Origin of the sequence: Thermogemmatispora tikiterensis (genome assembly GCF_003268475.1) — a bacterium.
Taxonomy (GTDB): domain Bacteria; phylum Chloroflexota; class Ktedonobacteria; order Ktedonobacterales; family Ktedonobacteraceae; genus Thermogemmatispora; species Thermogemmatispora tikiterensis.
The window spans coordinates 5,345,847-5,365,989 of the sequence record NZ_MCIF01000002.1; the positions used below are offsets into that span (position 1 = coordinate 5,345,847).

The 20,143-nt window shown below is 60.9% G+C and carries 14 protein-coding genes and 1 pseudogene; 6 read left to right on the forward strand and 9 right to left on the reverse strand.

What is annotated here, in order from left to right:
- Positions 1-78 precede the first annotated feature (78 nt).
- Positions 79-2,466 carry a heavy metal translocating P-type ATPase gene (locus A4R35_RS21385; RefSeq protein WP_189362153.1) on the forward strand — a complete coding sequence of 796 codons (2,388 nt, stop codon included), beginning with the start codon at positions 79-81 and terminating at the stop codon, positions 2,464-2,466.
- A 205-nt stretch (positions 2,467-2,671) separates the two neighbouring features.
- Here the strand turns inward: A4R35_RS21385 and A4R35_RS21390 are convergent, their stop codons facing one another.
- On the reverse strand, positions 2,672-2,920 hold the full coding sequence (locus tag A4R35_RS21390; RefSeq protein ID WP_112433042.1) for a hypothetical protein: 249 nt from the start codon (positions 2,918-2,920) through the stop codon (positions 2,672-2,674).
- 375 nt (positions 2,921-3,295) lie between these two features.
- Between A4R35_RS21390 and A4R35_RS21395 the strand changes: the two genes are divergently transcribed.
- Together A4R35_RS21395 and A4R35_RS21400 are read left to right on the forward strand one after the other, a co-directional pair.
- On the forward strand, positions 3,296-4,075 hold the full coding sequence (locus tag A4R35_RS21395) for a DeoR/GlpR family DNA-binding transcription regulator (RefSeq protein ID WP_112433044.1): 780 nt from the start codon (positions 3,296-3,298) through the stop codon (positions 4,073-4,075).
- Between the two features lie 266 nt (positions 4,076-4,341).
- On the forward strand, positions 4,342-5,160 hold the full coding sequence (locus A4R35_RS21400) for a coiled-coil domain-containing protein (RefSeq protein ID WP_112433046.1): 819 nt from the start codon (positions 4,342-4,344) through the stop codon (positions 5,158-5,160).
- Here the strand turns inward: A4R35_RS21400 and A4R35_RS25455 are convergent.
- From A4R35_RS25455 to A4R35_RS21420, 5 genes and pseudogenes are all read right to left on the reverse strand, one after another.
- Positions 5,157-6,236: a DMT family transporter gene (locus A4R35_RS25455; RefSeq protein WP_262982349.1), complete on the reverse strand. Its 1,080-nt coding sequence runs from the start codon at positions 6,234-6,236 to the stop codon at positions 5,157-5,159. The two genes, A4R35_RS21400 and A4R35_RS25455, sit on opposite strands and share 4 nt — an antisense overlap.
- A gap of 287 nt (positions 6,237-6,523) precedes the next feature.
- Positions 6,524-7,348 (reverse strand): sulfite exporter TauE/SafE family protein, encoded by an 825-nt coding sequence (locus A4R35_RS25420; protein ID WP_399358762.1) that lies wholly within the window; start codon positions 7,346-7,348, stop codon positions 6,524-6,526.
- A gap of 87 nt (positions 7,349-7,435) precedes the next feature.
- A pseudogene (locus A4R35_RS25425) lies at positions 7,436-7,849 on the reverse strand (DUF1634 domain-containing protein); the annotation flags it as partial.
- 409 nt (positions 7,850-8,258) lie between these two features.
- Entirely contained in the window at positions 8,259-9,044 is a 786-nt protein-coding gene (locus A4R35_RS21415; RefSeq protein ID WP_112433050.1) for an SDR family NAD(P)-dependent oxidoreductase, read from the reverse strand.
- Between the two features lie 239 nt (positions 9,045-9,283).
- Positions 9,284-10,243: an MBL fold metallo-hydrolase gene (locus A4R35_RS21420; protein WP_112433052.1), complete on the reverse strand. Its 960-nt coding sequence runs from the start codon at positions 10,241-10,243 to the stop codon at positions 9,284-9,286.
- A gap of 379 nt (positions 10,244-10,622) precedes the next feature.
- On the opposite strand from A4R35_RS21420, the gene A4R35_RS21425 reads away from it, so the two are divergent.
- Positions 10,623-12,164 (forward strand): carboxylesterase/lipase family protein, encoded by a 1,542-nt coding sequence (locus A4R35_RS21425; protein ID WP_112433053.1) that lies wholly within the window; start codon positions 10,623-10,625, stop codon positions 12,162-12,164.
- 106 nt (positions 12,165-12,270) lie between these two features.
- Complete coding sequence (locus A4R35_RS21430) at positions 12,271-13,212, forward strand: U32 family peptidase (RefSeq protein ID WP_112434379.1); 942 nt, start codon at positions 12,271-12,273, stop codon at positions 13,210-13,212.
- A gap of 118 nt (positions 13,213-13,330) precedes the next feature.
- Here the strand turns inward: A4R35_RS21430 and acs are convergent, their stop codons facing one another.
- The gene (gene acs / locus A4R35_RS21435) at positions 13,331-15,271 is read right to left on the reverse strand and encodes an acetate--CoA ligase (protein ID WP_112433055.1); all 1,941 of its coding nucleotides are present in this window, start codon (positions 15,269-15,271) and stop codon (positions 13,331-13,333) included.
- Between the two features lie 688 nt (positions 15,272-15,959).
- On the opposite strand from acs, the gene A4R35_RS21440 reads away from it, so the two are divergent.
- The gene (locus tag A4R35_RS21440) at positions 15,960-17,339 is read left to right on the forward strand and encodes an outer membrane protein assembly factor BamB family protein (protein WP_189362155.1); all 1,380 of its coding nucleotides are present in this window, start codon (positions 15,960-15,962) and stop codon (positions 17,337-17,339) included.
- A 176-nt stretch (positions 17,340-17,515) separates the two neighbouring features.
- Here A4R35_RS21440 and A4R35_RS21445 read toward each other — a convergent pair whose 3' ends face one another.
- Together A4R35_RS21445 and A4R35_RS21450 are read right to left on the reverse strand one after the other, a co-directional pair.
- Positions 17,516-17,965, reverse strand: a complete 450-nt coding sequence (locus A4R35_RS21445; RefSeq protein WP_112433059.1) for a nuclear transport factor 2 family protein — start codon at positions 17,963-17,965, stop codon at positions 17,516-17,518.
- A gap of 336 nt (positions 17,966-18,301) precedes the next feature.
- Positions 18,302-20,056 carry an aldehyde dehydrogenase family protein gene (locus tag A4R35_RS21450; RefSeq protein ID WP_112433061.1) on the reverse strand — a complete coding sequence of 585 codons (1,755 nt, stop codon included), beginning with the start codon at positions 20,054-20,056 and terminating at the stop codon, positions 18,302-18,304.
- Positions 20,057-20,143 lie beyond the last annotated feature (87 nt).

Here is a 20,143-nt window from a genome sequence, read left to right on the forward strand (position 1 = left end):
TCTTGCGTTATCCTTTCTATTAGACCCCCACCGGGGGGGTATGGGTTAGTTAGTGCCAGGCAAGAGGAGGGAGGTAACATGACAACGCATCTGTCTGGTCCTGATGGGCAGCAGCGCACTATAGATCAACCTGAGCCTGAAGCGCTGACTGCGATCACGCTTGCGCTGGAGGGCATGAGCTGCGCCTCCTGTGCCAGGCGTATTGAGCGTGGTTTGCAGCGCCTGCCGGGCATCAAGGAGGCCAGTGTCAACTTTGCCACCGAACAGGCCACCGTTGTGTATGATCCCGCGCTGGTGAACCCGGCGCTGATGGTTGAGAAGGTGGAGCAGCTAGGCTATGAGGCGCTGCCGCTCCTGACGCAGGTGGCAAGGGGGGCTGAGGCTGCAGAGCGGCTGGAGGCTCGTCCTGGAGCAGCGAGTTCCCTGGTTCAGGGTGAGGGAGGCCAGGAGCTAGCGGCGGTCTCGGGCCTGGCTGAAGCTCAGCGGCGGGCGGCTCGGCGCCGACTGTGGCTCCTGCTGATGGCGATCGCGCTCTCGCTGCCCGTCGTTGTGCTCAGCATCTTCTTCATGGACCGTTTCCCTGGGGAGAACTACCTGCTGCTGCTGCTGACCACGCCGATCTGGGCAGTAGTTGGTTGGGAATTTCACCGCAACGCCCTCAAGAATCTGCGGCACGGGGCGGCCACGATGGATACGCTCATCTCGGCTGGCTCGACGGCGGCGTATCTGCTGAGCTTGCTGGCTACGATCTTGCCGCAGCTGGCTGACGAGCCGACTTTCTACGACACCGCGGCCCTGATCATCACGCTTATCTACCTGGGGCGCTACCTGGAGGCGCGAGCCAAGGGTGAGGCCGGGCAGGCCATCAGGCGCCTGATCGGTTTGCAGCCGCGCAGTGCTCATGTGCTGCGCGAGGGTCAGGAACGCGAGGTTCCGATTGCCGAGGTCAAGCCGGGCGACCTGCTCATCGTGCGTCCCGGCGAGCAGATACCCGTTGATGGCCTCGTAGTGGCCGGTCACTCGACGGTCGATGAGTCAATGGTCACCGGGGAGAGCCTGCCCGTAGAGAAAGGGGAAGGGGAGCCGCTGATTGGGGCTACCCTGAATCAGGATGGGCTACTGACCATGCGGGCCACGCGCGTCGGAGCCGACACCCTGCTGGCCAATATCATTCGTCTCGTTGAGCAGGCCCAGGGTAGCAAGGCGCCGGTGCAGCGCCTGGCGGATCAGGTGGCGGGCGTGTTCGTACCGGTGGTGCTGGTGATTGCCCTTCTGACTTTCCTCGGTTGGGGGCTGATGGGAGCCATGAGTGGCATGGGGGCTGCTGGCTGGATCAGAGCCTTAATTGCGGCGGTGGCCGTCCTGGTGGTGGCCTGTCCCTGTGCCTTGGGACTGGCAACGCCTACGGCGATCATTGTGGGCACCGGTATGGGGGCCGAGCAGGGTATTCTGATCAAGGGAGGCGAGAGCCTGGAACGTATTCAGGCAGTGCAGGCGGTGCTCTTTGATAAGACGGGGACCTTAACGCGTGGCAGGCCCCAGCTCACTGGACTGGTGGCGCTGGCTCCGTGGGACGAAACCGGCTTGTTGCGTCTGGCCGCCGAGGTTGAGCAAGGCTCAGAGCATCCGCTCGCGCGCGCAGTGGTGGAGGCGGCGCATCAGCGTGGCCTGTCTTTGGAACGCAGGCCGGAGCGACTGACGGCTTTGCCCGGTCGCGGCCTGGAGGCTGTACTGGCGGGGCAAGAGGTGCTGATCGGTGGGCCACGCCTGCTGGAGGAGCGTGGCTTGGGACTGGAGGAGGTGCGTGTCGAGCTGGAGCGTCTGGAGCAGCAGGGGAACACCGTGATGCTGGTGGCCGTTGCCGGGCGGCTGGCAGGTCTGCTGGCGCTGGCTGATACCTTGAAACCAGGCTCGGCTGAGGCGGTGCGCCAACTGCAGGCCCAGGGGTTGCAGCTCTGGCTTGTCAGCGGCGATCATCCACGCACGGCCCAGGCGATCGCGGCCCAGGTCGATATTCCCAGCGAGCACGTGCTCGCCGGCCTCTTGCCAGCAGAGAAGGCCGAGCAAGTGCGCCGCCTTCAGCAGCAGGGGCTGACTGTAGCTTTCGCAGGCGATGGCATCAATGATGCGCCAGCGCTGGCCCAGGCCGATGTTGGGATTGCGATGGGTAACGGCAGCGATATTGCCCTGGAGACGGCTGATATTGTCCTGGTGAAGGGGAATCTCCGTAGCCTGGCCACCGCTCTGGCCTTGTCTCGGGCGACACTGCGTACTATCAAACAAAACCTGTTCTGGGCCTTTGCTTATAACGTTGTGCTCATTCCGACAGCGATTCTCTCGCCAATGATTCCTTTCCTCAAGGAGCAAGCGCCGATCTTTGCGGCGGCGGCGATGGCCCTCTCCTCTGTCTCTGTGGTTGGGAATGCCCTGCGCCTGCGCCGCTTTGGGCGGCGGGTCTTGCGCTAGTCGCTGGGCTGGGGCTGAGCAAGTGCCTGATGCATCGTAACAGGGGATGGAAGAAGGAAGAGCAGCGCAACCAGTGGGGGGGCCGTGGCCAGCTCCAGAGGAGCTGGCTGCCGACCGCGATGGTCGCAGGTGCTCTCTCCTTCTTCCGCCCGCTACCGATGGGGTGAGGGCGATGGAGTATTACAGGTAGACTGACCGCTTGGGCTTAGAACTGGCTGCGCCCAGGGCGCAACAGCTTGTGGAAAATGCCGAAGAGCAGGAACGCCGGCGGCCACTGGCCGACGAACAGTCCCCAATCGCGCTTACCGCTTAGGAAAAGCATTGCAGAGGTAATGATCGAGACCAGAGCAGCCCAGTACCACATCTCGCCAGGTAGACGATCGGTGGTCCGAAAATACTGCTCTTGCATATCACGAGCAGCTTTTGTCGTCTCATGAATATCAACTTTAGCCATAGCTTCTCCTCGTCTCAACTCAGCAGTTTAGCGGAGTAGTACGCACTTCGCCGGATCTCTCTTGACAGCCGGCGATTGGTACTCTGCTCTAAAGACGTTGCGAGGCGTGACTCTAGGTAAGGGTAGCGCTCTGGCCGTTTTTCCTCTTGATGCTGCTCTTGCTAGAAGAAGGATGGGCACGTTGATGGTCATCGTTCAGGGGGGCCCTGGCATGACAGTGTCTGGTGTCGACGCAGGACATGATACAATGCTCGATAGGGCATGTGAAGGAGATCAGGCGTAGACAGGGAGTGGGGGTGAGGCCTGGCCTGGCCTGTCAGCCTGCCCAGTGGGCGTGCGGGGCGGTGGTGAGCAAACTCAGGGAGTGTGTACTGAATGAAGAAGGAAAACAAGATTATTGCTCAAGAACGCAGAAGGAAGATATTTGAAATTATTGAGTCCAGTGGGGTTGTCTCGGTGCGCGATCTGGCGCAGCGCTTTACCGTCTCTAGCATTACGGTGGTCAGAGATTTACAGGAGCTGGAAGAGCAGGGCTTGATCAGGCGAGTACATGGGGGGGCCATCAGCTTGCGAGGGGCCAGCTATGAACCGCCATTTAGTGCGCGTGAGGCCGAGCATGCTGAGGAGAAGCGGCGCATCGCAGCGCGGGCGGTGGAGCTGGTCAACGATGGGGAGAGTCTGATCCTTGATGTGGGGACGACAACGTTGGAGATCGCGCGGGCACTCAAAGGAAAGCGCAATCTGACGGTGCTGGTGACAAATCTGCGGGCCGCTTTGGAACTGGCGAATCAGTCTGCGATTCAGGTGATCGTAGTGGGGGGAAAGCTACGCCCGAGCGAGCTGTCGCTGGTGGGCCATCTGGCTGAGCGAACGCTGCGCAGTTTTCAGGTGGATAAGGCTTTTATCGCAGTCGGTGGGATTACGATCGAACATGGGCTGACTGAGTTCAATTTTGAGGAGGCCGGCACGAAGCAGGCAATGATTGAGCGGGCGCGGAGGCGCATTGTGGTGGCCGATCATAGCAAGTTCGGTAAGGTGATGCTGACGACGGTGGCGCCTCTGAATGCTATCGATACCATTATCACGGATAGTGGGCTGGATAGCGAGACGCTGACTCGTCTGCGCGAGCTGGGGATCGAGGTCGTTCTGGCTTAGCCTTGACTGCTGGCTGCTCCTCTAATGCGGAAAGAATTCAGTTACACCGACCGCTTCTCATGAAAGCAAGCAGGCTATGTTTGAGTTCTTATCGCTCTTTCTTGTACATGAGAAAGAGGCATGAATATATCCTTTTGGAGAACTTGCTTTTGGTGTTCGGCTCTGTTATGCTCTTCTCGTGGCCCTGGTCGGTATTGTTGTGGTGCTGACCAGGACTGGCGCAGTTACCAGGCCATCTACTTTGAGAGAAGGGAGTTAGACAGAGGATGTCGCTAGAGCTGTCCTGGCTGGCCAATCGCGTCAGTGCCCAGGAGCATGCCATTGCCGTGCTCGGTGCAGAAGTCAAAGGGCTAGCTGCCGACATGCAGATGAGTTTTCGGCAGCTGGCAGAATATCAGTTACGCAGCGAGCGTCAGGTCGAGGGCCGTTTGCAGCGTCTGGAGGCGCTGGTGGCGGCGACCTATGATGAAGTACGTGTTGTGCGGGAGCGAACGGCTCTGCTAGAGATGCGCACTGGCGGCCTGGAGAGCCGCATGGTCAGCCTCGAAGGGCGGATGGGAGGGCTGGAAGGGCGCATGGGGAAGGTGGAGGGGAGGCTGGAAGCGCTGGAGGAGAGGCTGGAGGCGCTAGAAGGGCGTGTAGAGCGTCTGGAAGGGCGCATGGAGAGGATGGAAGAGCGGCTGGAGGCTTTAGAGGGGAGGCTGGAGGCGCTAGAAGGGCGTGTGGAGCGTCTGGAGATGCGCGTGGAGCGCCTGGAGATGCGCGTGGGCCGTCTAGAGACACGCATGGAGAAGGTAGAGGAACGCCTGGAAGCTTTAGAGGGGCGCATCGCCTCTCTTGAAGAGAAGATGGTCACCAAAGAAGAGATGGCTGCATTGGAGGCGCGTCTCAAGGGAGAGATGGAGACGATGGAGAAGCGCATCAGGGGAGAGATGGAGACGATGGAGAAGCGCATCAGGGGAGAGATGGAGACGATGGAGAAGCGCATCAGGGGAGAGATAGCAGCATTGGAGACACGCATTATGGATGCTTTAGCCCAAATCACCACTTTACTCAATGCGCGGCAGGCAGGGCAGGCCGATTAGTTCTGCCTACTCTTTATTTCTATATATGGTGATATATCCCTGAGCTGGCGTACATTGAGGAGGAGCTTCCTGCTGGTGACCATAGCAGGCGCTCCTCCCTTTCGAGCAGTTGTGAGTGGGCAAAGGCCCCTAGCGCGAGGAGGCTCCCAGGCCTCCTCACTCAGAGCGAAGCCAGTATGATCCCCAATGCCAGCACCAGGCCCCCGAGCCAGAAGCCTGGTCCCAGGCCTTCCTGCAGCAAGAGTGCGCTCAGCAAGCCGCCGACCAGTGGTTGCGCGAAGAAGAAAATTGCAGCCACCCCGGCGGGCAGCCGCTCCACGCCGCGGTACCAGAGAAACCAGGCGAGGGCTGTCGCGCCCAGTCCCAGGTAAAGCACGCTCGCCAGCGAGGTGGGGGAGAGAGAAAGAGCAGGGCGCTGAGCCAGCTCCCAGAGGGCCAGGGGAGCAAAAAAAGACCAGGCTCCAGAGTGTCCCATAGGTCGTGACCACCAGGGCTGAGTGCTTGCGTGCCAGCGGCGTCCCGAGCACAGTGAACAAGGCCCAGAAGAAGGCCGAGATAATCAGCAGCCCATCACCAATGAGCAGCGAGCGGGCCTGCGCACTCAAGCCGCTCCCCTGCTCACTACCGACAATGATCACCACGCCAGCTAACGCCAGCAGGGTACCGGCGACAACGCGCCAGCGTGGGCGCTCGCCGAGCAGGAGCCAGGCCAGAGGTACGATGAAAAGCGGCGTGATCGTGGTCAGCAGCGCTCCATCATGGGCGCTGGCCAGATCGGTCCCAATGAACTGCGTCGTGATAGTAGCGGCGATGCATAAGCCAAGCAAGGGAAGGCGCCAGCGTTCCTCACGAGGGAGAGGCTCCCGAGGGCCGCTGAGACGCAGTACCAGCCAGAGAGCAGCTCCTCCCAACAGAAGGCGCAACAGCCCTAACGTGACGGGAGGAATAGCGCCAAAGCTGGCACGACTCACAACGTACATGCCTCCCCAGAGGCACGAGGCTCCAAGTGGGGCCAGGCCCGCCAGGCTCTGTCTGCTGCGGCGCTGGCTTGTCGAAGATCTGGAAGAAACCTGCACAGTGACCTTTCCTCAGTCCTCATTGCTTGTAAAACAGCATACAACATAGGGAGACGCAAGACCATTACTTGCGCTACCAGCAGTGGAAGCTCAGCAAATCTGCAGGCGGAGAGCGCCTTGCCAGCATGGTCTACAGTTAATGGCGACCCTGCTAATCCCCAATCAGCGCATCAGTGGACCTGGCTGAGAATCAAAGGCCCAGCTCAGGCAAGGCGCTCGGCCTGGGCTGGGCTGGGCTGAGATCCTGACTGTTGCCCCTGTGCGGTGGTGAACCTGTGCGATTGTGGCTAGATGCCTCCGATTCCCAGACCGTGGAGAATCATCTCCACCGCAGTCGCCACAATCACCGGTAAAAAGACCAGGCGGATAACGCGGTTGCTCAAGCGCGAGAGCAAGCGAGAGCCGATCAAGGCTCCGAGGAGAATCCCCAGCGCGACCGGAGCGGCCACCAGGGGGGGAATATCGCCGCGGGCGAAGTAGATGCCGGCGCTGGCCGCAGCTGTCACGCCGATCATAAAGTTGCTCGTTGTCGTCGAGACCTTCAGGGGCAGGCGCATTGCCACATCCATCGCCAGCACCTTGAAAGCGCCGCTACCAATGCCCAGCAGGCCCGAGATGACCCCAGCCAGGAACATGAGGAGCAGGCCCAGGGGAGTGCGCGTCACCTGATAGCTTACCTCACGCCCGAGATGCTCATCGGGATAGCTACTTGCCAGATTCAAGTGGGCTGCCAGCCAATCGTTCTGCACGCCAGAGGGCAGCTCTTCACCTATTTTGAAGAGCGTGGGCAAGGCCGATAGCAACAGAATGATGCCGAAGATGATTCCCAGGACACCTGGAGCGAGCAGCCCGGCCAGGAAAGCGCCGCTGATGGCTCCTGTGGTGGTGGCCAACTCCAAGAACATGCCGACACGCATATTCGTGATGCGGTCGCGCACGTAAGCTGCAGCCGCGCCGCTGGAGGTGGCGATCACCGAGATGATGCTGGCACCGATAGCGAAGCTGATTGGCAGCCCGAAAGCCAGTGTCAGCAGAGGCACGATCAAGACGCCGCCGCCCAGGCCGATCAGGGAGCCGAGAAGACCGGCAACCACCGAGCCGCAGAAAATCAGAGCGAAGACGAGGGCGGAAAACTGGAAGTGGGCCAGGCCACTGAGATGGGCGCTGCTGGTGCCCCGGTCGCCGAAGAAGAGGCTATAGAGCAAAATCAGGAGGACGGCCAGCGTAATCAGTACATAGCGGACGTCGCGCTCTAAAGCGAAAGCGACGATCGAGGTAGCGACGCGCAGCACTGGAGTAGCGATCAGCACCACCAGGCCGAGCACAATGAGCGCTGGGGCTTGCCATTGGAGCAAACCAGCCAGCAGATCGGGAAGCGAGTGAGGAAACCGGGCTACACTCGTCGTCCCTGGGCCGCCAGGCTGCAGAAAGAGCCAAGCGACACCGATCAAAATAATGGCGGCGCTCACCAGGACGCCGCCCTGTAGAATCCAGCCAATAATGGTTGCAGCTTGAGCATCAACGGAGCGTGCTGCGGTTGCTGACATCTCAGTCGCAGCCTGCCGCTGCTCCAGCTGGGGGGCTGGCAGCGGCCCTGTGTTGTTACGGGTCATGCTCTCCTGTCTCTCCTGCTATCCTGTGATGATCAGTAGGTAGGTCACGGTCACGCTGGGGTAGAAGTGCCAGACTACTGTTACACTGAACGGGTCAGCAAGGTGCGCTGGCTCTCTTTCTCCCCCTATCTATGAACTATAGGTCACTTTTTGTAAAAATGCCATCCCATCAATCTTGCGTTCAAAAGCAGGAGCATGGGTCTGCTTGCCCTCGAAGAGCGTGGCGGGCTTGCTTTATCACATTGCTGATGACCAGGGGGTGACCAGCGGGACCAGAGGCGGACAAGGCAAAGAGGCTGATCGGGAAGAGATGAGTGGAGCAGAAGAGATATCCCGACTCCTTGCTTGCTATCCTTCAGCGCTGGCACCTGGTGCAACGCGGCCCGAGGTGTCAGCGCTGAACGCCCAGCTACTGAGGGGTATCTCCCTGATCCCACCACAGACCCATGCGGGCGGTGGTGCCGCCATCGACAAAGAGCACCTGGCCCGTAATAAACTCGGCGGCATCTGAAACGAGAAAAGCGACCGCCGGCCCAATATCTTCAGGGTGGCCGACGCGTCCCCAGGGCACGAGGGTATTGCCCAGCTCGCGGGTGTAGCCTGGAATGGCGAAATAGCGCGGTACCTCGATAATGCCGGGGCCGACGGCGTTTACGCGGATGCGCTGCGGGGCCAGCTCGATGGCCAGCTCGCGTGTGAAAGCTATGATGGCCCCCTTGGTGGCAGCATAGGCCGAGTGGCGCGGAAAGCCGGCGTAGCCATGAATCGAGGTAATATTGATGATCGAGCCGCCGCCGCGCTTCAGCATGTAGGGTACCGCTTGCTGAGCGCAGAAGAAATAGCCGCGCATATTGAGGTCGAAGACTTCGTTATAGGTCTCTTCGCTGATTTTGAGAAAATCATCGGCGCGGGTGACCCCAGCGTTATTGACCAGGATATCCAGACCGCCCAGGGCCTCAGCAACCTCGTCGACGACGCGACGGCACTCGGCCACGTGGGCCAGATTGCCCTTGACAGCGACCGCTTTGCCACCCAGAGCTTCAATGCGTGCCAGCGTTTCGCGGGCACCCTCTTCGCTGTGCGCGTAGTGAATACCAACGCTAGCGCCCTGGCGCGCCAGCTCAACGGCAATACCCTGGCCGATGCCCATGCCGGCACCGGTGACTAACGCCAGGCGACCGGAAAGCATTCCCATAGCTTCGCTCCTCTTCCTTTCCCCTGGCGGGGAGTTTGGACTGCGACCTCGTTGTCCTTGGCTGCCTGCGAGTCAATAACACAGGCCGACTGGTGGACTCACCTGGCGAGCCTGGCCCAGGCTCGCCTTTGCCCTCGCTGATGAGTCTCCAGCGGGGTGATTGCCTCGCTCTCTCTGGCCTCTCTGTCAAGCGGCAGGGGGAAGTAGAGCCGACGAAAAACAAGGCTAAAGCCTGAAGCTCAGCCTCGGACGGCCTCCCAGGCTACAATCCCTTCGCGCTGAAGGCGGCGCACGCGCCCGTAGCGCTCCAGCCAGCGCATATGCGCCTCCAGGGCATACTCCAGATCGGGTGGAAAGCCAAAGGGGCCGAGCAAAGGATCGGTCAGCTCAATCAAACGAGCGAGCGTCAACGGCTCTGTGGCCTCGGCCAGCAGGCGGGCCAGCACGGCATCGGTGCGCAAGACGAAATCGCGGCTGGCCTGTAGGAAGGTGGTCACCTCCTGATCGCGCATGATGGGGAAATGGCCGGTGAGCAGGATTGCTGGCTGCAGCGAAGCGATCGTCTGGATCGAGGTGAGATAGATATCGCGGTCGGTATAGGGAGGAGGAGCCGTTGGAGCGCCATCGCGATCGATCTGGGTAGCGCCGTTGAGAGCATCGCCGATAATCGCTACGCGCTGGCGGGGTTCCCACAGCATCAGGTGGCCTGGCGTATGGCCGGGCACGTGGAGCACCTGGAGCACCAGCTCCGGCCCGCAACGGATATCCTCGCCGCCGGTCAGGCCGAGCGCTGTCGGGATCGGATTCCCTTGCCAGGAGCGCAGCATCTGGGTCATCTCCGGGACATAGGTCAGGCCATGATCGGCATGATAGGCATCGTAACGCTCGCGGAAGATCGCCTCTGCGTCCTCGATCCAGCGCCGATCAAGAGCCGGCACCAGCGTCAACGCGCGCGGGCAGGCGGCGCGCAGCGTCTCCAGGCCGCCGAAGTGGTCGACATCGCCATGCGTCACCAGGATCATATCCAGGTGGGCGGGGTCGCCCAACTGTTCCGCAAGCCAGGGGATCAGCACCTCGCGCGCCAGCTCGGGCGTGCCCGCATCGACCAGCAGCGAGCGCTCGCCAACAATCAAGTGATGGGCCATCAGCTTCTTGCCGATGTAGGCTTCCTGGCGATAAATGCCAGGTACAATCTCCATGACCTTCCTCCATTTCTTGACGCGGCTTGACGTTCAATGGCCACGTAACGTATAGTTGCTGTGGCAGGGCCACCGCCTGACCTGACAGGTGCCAGAAGATGAGAGGTCGGCATGTTCTAATGGTACATCAGACAAGTGCCGCTACTCAATGCATTCGTCCCCACTACCTCTTACCCAATCAGCCCCCTCAAACGAGCACACGGCCTCGATCGCTTGCGGCCCGGCTCCCGCCCTGCTCTGGGGCCACTAGCGGCATGGTCGGCCCGTCGGTGGAAAGAAGAATGAGGAGAGCCAGTCTGATTCCTCTCGGAACATAAGGAAGGGAGAAAAGAGGCAGATCGGTAGAGCACGATGTCGAACGAAAGGAAGCAATTAAGCGATGGCTGATCTCATCGTCGAAACCTCTGCTGGCAAAGTCAGAGGGACCACCATCCACGATATCGCCACCTTCAAGGGCATTCCCTATGGTGGACCGACGGGGGGGCGCAACCGCTTCCGCCCGCCGACGAAGCCGGAACCCTGGGCTGGGGTCCGCGATGCCCTCAAGTATGGTCCGGCCTGTCCGCAGCCGCCCGAAGGAATGAAGCGTCTCCGGGCCATCATTGGCGAGGCAGGGCGCGAAGAAGAAAGCGAGGACTGCCTCTTCCTCAACGTCTGGACACCGGCGATCGCCGATGGACGCAAGCGTCCCGTCCTCTTCTGGTGTCACGGTGGGGGCTTCAGCATGGGTTCTGGCTCGGCAGCCTTCTATCGCGGCACCAACCTTGCGCGGCGTGGCGACGTCGTTGTCGTCACTGTCAATCACCGTCTAGGGCCGTTTGGCTACCTGCACCTGGCCGACCTCTTCGGCGACGACTATGCCGAGTCCGGCAACGTAGGCATGCTCGATCTCGTCGCAGCTCTAGAGTGGGTGCGTGACAACATCGAAGCCTTTGGTGGAGATCCACAGAACGTCACCATCTTCGGTGAGTCGGGCGGCGGTGCCAAGGTCAGCGTCTTGATGGCTATGCCCTCCGCCGCTGGTCTCTTTCGGCGCGTCATTGTCCAAAGCGGGCCTGCCCTGCGCGTGGCCACGCGCGAAAAGGCCAGCGAGCGCGCCGAACGCCTGCTTCAAGCCCTGGGCATCTCCCACGCCAATAGAGGGCAGTTGCACGAGATCCCAACGCAGCGCATCATCGAAGTCAACGACGCTGTCAACCCCAATGCTCTTGGCCCCTGGGGGCCGGTCGTCGATGGCCAGATTCTTCCGCAGCATCCCTTTGATCCCCAGGCGCCGGCCATCTCCGCGCAGGTCCCGCTTATCATTGGCACCAACAAAGATGAAGCCACCCTCTTCCTGCTGAGCGATCCGCAGCTCAGCACGCTTGACGAGGAGGGTCTACGTAAGCGGACCCAGGCCCTGCTCAGAGAGAGCGATGCTGCTGAGCGCTTGCTGACGGCTTATGCACGTACCTATCCCGACCGGACGCCGGCGGAGCGCTATGCGGCCCTTGTGAGCGATGCCATGATGCGCATCAACTCCATTCGCCTGGCCGAGCGCAAAGCTGCCCAGGGGGCAGCGCCCGTTTACATGTACCTCTTCACCTGGGAGACGCCGATCCTCGATGGCAAGCTCAAATCCTGTCATGCCCTGGAGATCCCCTTTGTCTTCGACAACCTGGAGCCGGCGCGGCGCTTTCTGGGGGCAACTGCTGGTCTCACGCCGGAGCTACAGGAGCTGGCCGCCAGGATGAGCGGCGCCTGGCTGGCCTTCGCTCGCCGCGGTGTGCCGGCGGCTCCTGACCTGCCGGACTGGCCACCCTATACACGCGAGAGGCGGGCCACCATGATCTTCGATCTGCATTGTCGTGTCGAAGATGATCCTGGTGGCGAGCTGCGCCGTGCCTGGGAGGGTCTCCCCCTACGCGGCATGTCCGAATAGGCTGAGACAGTAGGGCCGCGTATAGCAAGCAAATAAATAAAAAAAGCGATCTCATGTGATACAGCCCGAGTAATGAGGACAGGAGCGCAAAACAATGGCTGAGCTGATGCAGGAGACGCGTGCCTTCCTGCAGCGGCTGGGTTTGCCGACGGGGGACGCGCACGATCTGCCCACCTCTCCCAAGCGTTTCCCCGATGGAGCCCAGTATCGCGTCGAGATTCCCAGTGTGGAGGGGCCGGCAGCCCTGGAAGCCGTGCGTGAAGCGGCGCGTGAATATGGTGTACGTCTCCATCGCGTCTCTCAAGGCAGCGGCATCATGTTGCTGCGCCGCGATGAAATTCAAGCGATGGCTCGTCTGGGGCACGAGATGGGTATTGAAGTCAGCCTCTTTGTCGGTCCGCGCGCCGGCTGGGATACAGGCGCCCAGTTCTGGAGCCGCTCAGGGCGCAACCTGGGAGCCAGGCAGCGCGGCATGGATCAGCTTCTCTATGCCCTGGAGGATATCCGTCGCGCCGCTGAATTGGGCATTCGCTCGGTACTGGTGGCCGACGAGGGACTTCTGTGGGTTGCCAGCGAAATGAAGAAAGCCGGCGAGCTACCGTCGAACTTCGTCTTCAAGCTCTCCGTCCAGGTCGGCACGGCCAACCCGGCGGCAGCGCGTGTCATGGAGCAGCTTGGGGGCAGCACCCTGAATACCCCCACCGATCTCTCGCTGGCGCAGCTGGCGGCCATCAGGCAAGCGACCGACATGCCGCTTGATGTCTACGTCGAAGCTCCCGACGACTTCGGCGGCTTCGTGCGTCACTATGAAATCGCTGAGCTGGTGCGGGTTGCCGCCCCGGTCTACCTCAAATTTGGCCTGCGCAACGCCCCCGATGTCTACCCCAGCGGCAGTCATCTGGAAGCCACCGTCGTCGCCCTCTCACGCGAGCGTGTGCGGCGGGCCAGTATCGGCCTGGAACTCCTGCAGCGTTACTATCCCGAAGCCACTACCTCTGAGCTGAGAGCGCCGGGGCTGGGCGTCCCCGAACTCCCTGGTGCAGATTAAGCAGGCTCACCATTGCAGACAGGAACAGAAGGAACGACCGGGCAGGGGAATGACTCTACCCGGCCGCTCTTACTTTGCTGCATGGGTTGCCAGCAGATGTACAGGCGGAGTGGGGAGGCTAGGCCTCCAGCGTTGTCACGTCGCCCAGCGGCTGGCCCAGCTCGCGGGCGCGCAGGACGCGGCGCATAATCTTGCCGGAGCGGGTCTTCGGCAGCGCGGTCACAAACTCGATCTCATCTGGTGTGGCGATGGGGCCGACGTTCGTGCGGACGTGCTGCTTCAGTTCCTGAACCATCGCCTCCGACGGCTCATTGCCGGCCTTCAAGATCACAAAAACCTTGATATGCTCGCCCTTGACTGGATCGGGCTTGCCGATCGCGGCGGCCTCGGCCACAGCCGGATGGCTTACCAGGCTTGACTCGATCTCCATCGAACCCAGGCGATGGCCAGCCACCTTGATCACATCGTCAACGCGGCCCTGGATGCGGAAGTAGCCGATCTCATCGATCGTGGCCGCATCGCCCGCGAAGTAGACATCGGGGATTGTCTCCCAGTAGGTGCGATAGCGGGCCGGATCGCCGTAGATCGTGCGCATCATCGATGGCCAGGGATGGCGGATGATCAGGAAACCACCCTTGCCCGTCTCGATGGGATTGCCGTCCTTATCGACCACCGCCGCATCGATGGTCGGCAGCGGACGGGTGGCGCTGCCCGGCTTCAGCGGCAGAATCACTGTCGGGCTGATCAGGATCATGCCCGTCTCTGTCTGCCACCAGGTGTCCATGACAGGCAAGGCATCATGCCCGATGTTGTGGCGGTACCACATCCAGGCTTCGGGATTGATCGGCTCGCCGACTGTGCCCAGGATACGCAGACTGGACAGGTCATGCTTGGCGGGCCACTCCTCGCCGAAACGCATCAGGCCACGGATCGCTGTGGGCGAAGTGTAGATGATGGTCACCTTATACTTCTCGACCACGCTCCAGTAGCGATCGGGGGCGGGATACTGCGGGGTGCTCTCGAAGAGGACGCCGGTAGCGCCATTCAGCAGGGGACCATAGACGATATAGCTGTGGCCAGTGACCCAGCCGATGTCGGCGGTACACCAGTAGACGTCGTCGGGCTTAAGATCAAAGACGAACTTTGTCGTAGTGTAGACGCCGACCGCGTAGCCACCGTGGACGTGGACCACGCCTTTGGGCTTACCAGTGCTGCCGCTCGTATAGAGGATGTAGAGGGGATCCTCGCTATCCATCTCCTCGCACGGCACCACCGTATCGTTGGGGATATCCTGGAGCAGCTCATCGGCGAAGAGATCGCGTCCGGCCTGCATCGGGACCTCGGTGCCCTCGCGCTTGAAGACGATCACCTTCTCGATCGTGGGAGTATTGGCAAGCGCCTCATCACAGATCTTCTTGTACTCAATCAGCTTTCCCCCACGATGGGCCGTGTCGACGGTGATGAGCACCTTAGCACGAGCATCGTTGATGCGTTCCTCCAGAGCACTCGCGGCGAACCCGCCGAAGACCACCGTATGAATAGCGCCCAGGCGGGTAGTGGCCAGCATAGCGGCGACCAGCTCGGGAGTGACAGGCATGTAAATAGCAACGCGATCGCCCTTCTTGACACCGAGGTTCTGGAGGGCCTTGGCCAGGCGATTGGTCAGCACGTACAGATCCTCATACGTCAGCGTGCGGCTGGAGCCATCGTCGGCCTCCCAGTAGTAGGCCACCTTCTGGCGCGTAGCGGTTTGCATGTGGCGGTCGAGGCAGTTGTAGACGATATTGAACTTGCCGCCAACGAACCACTGGAAGAAGGGCTTCTCGGTCCACTGGAAAGTGGTATGCCAGGGCTGGAACCAGTGCAGTTCGCGCGCCATGTCGTTCCAGAATTCCTCGCGATGCTCCAGCGACCAGCGATAGAAGTCCTCGTAGTTGTCAAAGCCCTTGGACTTCATGTAGGCCATGATGTTGGCCCGCTCAACGACTTCGGGGGATGGGGGAAAGAGCCGCTCCTCCATCAGGATGGTGTCGGTGTTCTCAAAGCCGAGGTTGCTCATGACTGCTTTGTCCTTTCTGTCTGACGCTTGCTGCCATCGCCACCGACGGCGATGGAGTGGGGTTGAAGAAGAAACGACGTGCTGCAAGCTGATTGAGAAGGGCCAGTGTCGCGACGCGCCACGCGCGAGCGGTTAAAAAACGACCCTCTACCGGTCTATTGCCTGGCGAGCCAGGTTGCGCACCCTGGCCCGGGGCCATGCCAGGCACCGTTAAAGGGCCAACTCCCGCGCGTGATACAGATGGAGAGGAACGACGAGGTCCTGTCACTCCAGGTATTCCGCCGTGTGATACTGTATCGCGCAACCTATCGCACTGCGATACGTTATGCATGGTAGCATATTTGCTTGCCTGCGTCAAGAGTAGCTTCTACCTACCTGCTCGAAAGTACCAGCTCTGCCTGGTAGATGGATTGGAATATACTGCTATTTCGGACTTCGCAAAAGATAGTTTGCTACTCTAAATCAAAGGATTAATACATCTTCGACAGTTTGAAAGATGAAATGCTCCATGAAAAAACTCTCTCACTGAGGAGAAAGGCTTATGTCCACAACAACACACGCAGATCGGGAAAGAGGAGCTGGCGTGACAAGAAGAGATTCTTGTCAACTCATGAGAGAAAGGATCTGGTGCAGCGGAGTCAGGGCGCACTGGCGCTGGCCGTGGATGCCTAGGGGATTGGCGCTATGCGTGTTGCTCCTTGGTCTGCTTGTCGCCTGTGGAGGGAATCCAGCGAGTGGTGTAGCTACGCCGACTGCCTCGCCTCTTTCCCTTTCCACGCCGACCACTGGTGTCACAGCCACAGTGCCGGCGGCAACCGGGGGAGGCACAGACTGGACCACCTACCATCGAGACAACACCCGTAGCGGCTACATAGCCAGCGTGCCTGATCCGACGCGCCTGATCTCGCTCTGGACCGCCCATCTAGACGGAGCGGTCTATGCCGAGCCTCTCGTTGTGCATGGGCGGGTCATCGTGGCAACCGAAGGCGACTCTCTCTACGCTCTTGACCTGAACAAAGGCAGCGTGATCTGGCGTACCAGCGTTGGAACGCCCGTACCGCTCTCGACCCTTCCTTGTGGAAACATTGATCCTCTGGGCATCACTGGCACGCCGGTCTATGATCCAGCCACCAACCTGATCTTTGCCGTAGCTGAGGTAAGCGGGCCGCGCCATCTGCTCGTCGGAGTGGATGCCGACAGCGGAGCTCTCAAATTCAGTCGCGGCATTGATCCGCCGGGCGCTGATCCGCGTGTCCACCAGCAGCGGGCTGCTCTGGCCCTGGCCAATGGGCGCATCTATGTCGCCTATGGGGGGCTTTATGGCGACTGTGGCGATTATCGTGGGCGTGTGGTCGCAGTGCCTACCACCAACCCGCGGGCACCCATGCTGACCTTTACCGTGTCCACGCCCCGCGAAGGAGGGATCTGGGCCCCCGCTGGACCGGCGGTCGATGGCGCCGGTAATCTCTATGTCTCGGTAGGCAATGGCGCTGTTACCTCGGGCGCCTGGGATCATAGCGACTCGGTGCTGCGTCTCTCCCCCACCCTCCAGCTTGAGGATGGCTTTGCTCCTACGCAGTGGGCCAGCGATAACGCCGCCGATCTTGACCTCAGCTCCTTGGGGCCGGTTCTGCTGCCCAACGGCTTGCTCTTCATCGCCGGCAAATCGGGGATTGCCTATCTACTGCGGGCCAATGCTCTGGGTGGTGTAGGGGGGCAGCTTCAGGAGCAGCAGCTCTGTGATGCCTATGGTGGAGCGGCGCGCGTCGACAATGTCATGTATATCCCTTGCTCACTTGGCGTGCTCCAGGTGACCGTCGCCAGTGGTCCGCGCCTGATCCGCGGCTGGCAGGCGCCAGCGAACATCAACGGCTCACCTATCGTGGGTGGGAATACCGTCTACGTTGTCGATCGCACGGGGGCGCTCTACGCTCTCAATCGCCAGACGGGGGCGGTCCGTGCTCGTCTCTCCATTGAGCCAACCTCGCGTTTTGCCACACCCACACTGGTGGGGCATACTCTGCTCATTGGCACGATGAGCGGGGTCGTGGCGGCAGGGATCGCCTGAGTCCCAGCGGAGAAAAAAGGCGAGGGCAACCGAAGGGGAAGCAACATACAGGGCAGCGAGGCCAGGCTGGCCTAGATGGGGCGGAGGAAGCTCCGGCACTGCAGTGGCCCCAGTTTCCTCCGCTGGCGTGGCCTGGTGTGGCTCTCGTTGCCAGCACCGTCCTGCAACGCACCCCCTTAGCTCTGGCGAAGCGCCGCTCCTAGCGCGCGCAGCGTATCCTCCTCAGCTCTCTGCTGAGGTGGGGCTTTGACTCGAAGACTGGTGATGAAAGTCCCCTCAAAGGTGCACTCCAGTCCGGCCTCCAGCGGATCATGCGCTTTACTGCGGCCTGCCCCGGCTATGAGGCTCAGGCCGCCTTCGGTAGAGAAAGGCCGAGCGGGCAGGCTCGCGAGCTGAAGGTGGGCGGTCACGCGGTTCTCCGTCTCACACAAATGTTGCAGGTGGAAGCGTAGGGTGGGAAGAGCGCTCTGAAGCGTCTGCAGTAGCTCCAGAAATTGAGGCTTACTGAGATGCTGCGTGCCAGTCCCGTAATACACGAAGTGGTCAGCAAGATAGGCGGCGGCTTGCTGGTAGTCCTTTTCTTCCAGAGCCGAGGCGAGCGCCACTAGCGTTGCTGCCTTACTCATGCAAAGACCTCCTCTTCATGAATTTTTTGTTATTGGCACATCTCAGACAGTAAGATCTCTCTTCCCTGAGAGCCTGCTTGATGGACCGGGATGAAACGGTCACTCTCTTCCTGATACGTCATGCTGAAGGAAAAGGTGACATTGCTGGTCAGAAAACAGGCATTAACCTCCTCTGAACACTGACAGTAAGTGTGGTAGATAGAAGACAAACCAGCTTGTCGAGTATGAAGGGCAACGCTGCTGAGAGCGACAGCTCACGCCCGACGTGCTCGCTGAGCCTGACCTGATCTGGCCGAGCACAGCGAGCGCGGTGAGGAGCCGTCGCCTTCTGGTGACTCAGCCGACGGTGGCTGCGAGCATGATGGCCGGGAGCTTCGTCGGTGAAGGTGCGGCCAGAAACTCGATCAATTTCGGAAAGGTCTTCAGTGCCTTGCGTCCCTCGGTCACGAACCAAAGCGGGGTAGGTGTGCTACGGAAGGGGCCGCGCAGCACAGATTTCTGCGCGCGGGAAAACATCAACGTGTTGTGGACCACGCCGATGCCGGACTGGATATCGTAGCTGTCGTGGCCGGGGAAAGCGCCCCAGGTAGTGGCGGCCAGGGCGAAGCCGATGCCGGCCCAGTAGTTGACGCCGATAGTTCCGTAGCGCAGGTTAGCGACGGCGCGCTCGACGGCGTGGGCGATGGCGGGAATCTTCAGCGACTCGGGATGGACGATCAGGGTGGCGTTAAGCGTGCCCCAGAGCCGTTCATTAGCGAAAGCCACGGCGCGATCGATATACTCGGCAATGCTCTCGGCTGCGAGAGCGGTCTCGGCGAAGAGGCCGCAGAAAGCCTCGGTGGTATAGCAGATATCGCCCTCGCGCTCGGGGTCGAGTCCGGTGATGAGGGTCCAGGGGAGCCGCCCATCGCTGCCCTGTCCATACAGCTCGGCCTCGGGATGTTCGGCGACGAAGGCGCGCTGGCGCTCGCTGGCGCCGGGGTAGTAGGCTAAGCGTGGAGGAACGGTCTGTAAGACACGCCGGATGGCGTTGAGCAGCTCAGGCCGCTGCTCCCAGCCTGCATGCTGAATCAGTACGCGCGTGGCGTTGCAGTTGAAGCCAGCGTTGTTGGTGAGAGAGCTGACAATGTGGGCAGCCTGATAGGCAAGATCGCGCGCTGTCCAGGGGCCGGGAACGATGATCAGCGGGCTGACATTGCCAAGCTCGCCAGTGATGCGCTTGTTGATCAGGGGTTGGTGGGCCGCTTTGCGTCGAGCCCCCTCGGGACCGGGGCCGAAGACGATGGCCTCGTAGGTTTTGTCAGAGCCAGTGATGTGAATCTCCTCGATGCCTGGGTGCTGGCAAAGGTAGGCCCCTTCTTCGGCGCCTCCATAGGCCAGACGCAAGAAGCCTCTATCGATCAGCGGTTGAAAAGCCTCGCTCAGCAAGGGACCGAGGTAGGCGTTTACCGGATTGGCTTTAAACAGGACAACCTGATCTTCGACAAAGAGTTTGTAGAGGATATCCATCGGCCCAATGCTGGCGACATTGCCGGCGCCCAGTACGAGCGCCACTTTGCCGCTGTGTTGGCGGTCCTGGTAGATGAGAGCCTGAGTGCGCGGCAGCTCGCTGATGCTCACCCCCGGTTCCATCCAGATCTCTGCGGTGAGGCCCATAAAAAAGAGGCGGTCGTAGACACTCTGCGGAAAGACGCGCGCGGCCACCTGGCCGTTGGGCATGGTCAGCACCGGGCCTGGAATCCGTGGATGGCCGTAGCGCTCGATGTCGAGCAACGACTGCCGAAGCTGGCGCAGGTTGTTGATGACTGGTAAGACGCCCGCTCCCCACTCTTCGCTGGCCGCAGGCTCGTCAGCGGCGAGACCTTTGGCTTTGAGGCTGGCCTCAACCCAGCGCGGGGCGATGGCGACGAAGTTGCTGAGGAGCTGCTCTAAGATGGCAATGCGCTCGCGCACCGGCACTGCGACCCAGTGGTCTTTGTGGGCCTGCAGCGCCTGCACGGCCTCATCCATGTCCTGCTGCGTGGATGGGGCTATACTGCCACTCACTGTGGGGAAGTGAGGAGAGCCGTGTCGGGTGCTGCTGGTGCTCATAAACTATACCTCCATTTGAAAGCATGGCTCACTCTACCCACTAACAAGAGCCATTCTACAGTATGTGACAGGCCAGGACAAGGGGAA

Coding starts and splice junctions, on each gene's coding strand:
- A4R35_RS21385 (WP_189362153.1), top strand. CDS start 79: ATGACAACGCATCTGTCTGGTCCTGATGGGCAGCAGCGCACTATAGAT.
- A4R35_RS21390 (WP_112433042.1), bottom strand. CDS start 2,920: ATGGCTAAAGTTGATATTCATGAGACGACAAAAGCTGCTCGTGATATG.
- A4R35_RS21395 (WP_112433044.1), top strand. CDS start 3,296: ATGAAGAAGGAAAACAAGATTATTGCTCAAGAACGCAGAAGGAAGATA.
- A4R35_RS21400 (WP_112433046.1), top strand. CDS start 4,342: ATGTCGCTAGAGCTGTCCTGGCTGGCCAATCGCGTCAGTGCCCAGGAG.
- A4R35_RS21415 (WP_112433050.1), bottom strand. CDS start 9,044: ATGGGAATGCTTTCCGGTCGCCTGGCGTTAGTCACCGGTGCCGGCATG.
- A4R35_RS21420 (WP_112433052.1), bottom strand. CDS start 10,243: ATGGAGATTGTACCTGGCATTTATCGCCAGGAAGCCTACATCGGCAAG.
- A4R35_RS21425 (WP_112433053.1), top strand. CDS start 10,623: ATGGCTGATCTCATCGTCGAAACCTCTGCTGGCAAAGTCAGAGGGACC.
- A4R35_RS21430 (WP_112434379.1), top strand. CDS start 12,271: ATGCAGGAGACGCGTGCCTTCCTGCAGCGGCTGGGTTTGCCGACGGGG.
- acs (WP_112433055.1), bottom strand. CDS start 15,271: ATGAGCAACCTCGGCTTTGAGAACACCGACACCATCCTGATGGAGGAG.
- A4R35_RS21445 (WP_112433059.1), bottom strand. CDS start 17,965: ATGAGTAAGGCAGCAACGCTAGTGGCGCTCGCCTCGGCTCTGGAAGAA.
- A4R35_RS21450 (WP_112433061.1), bottom strand. CDS start 20,056: ATGAGCACCAGCAGCACCCGACACGGCTCTCCTCACTTCCCCACAGTG.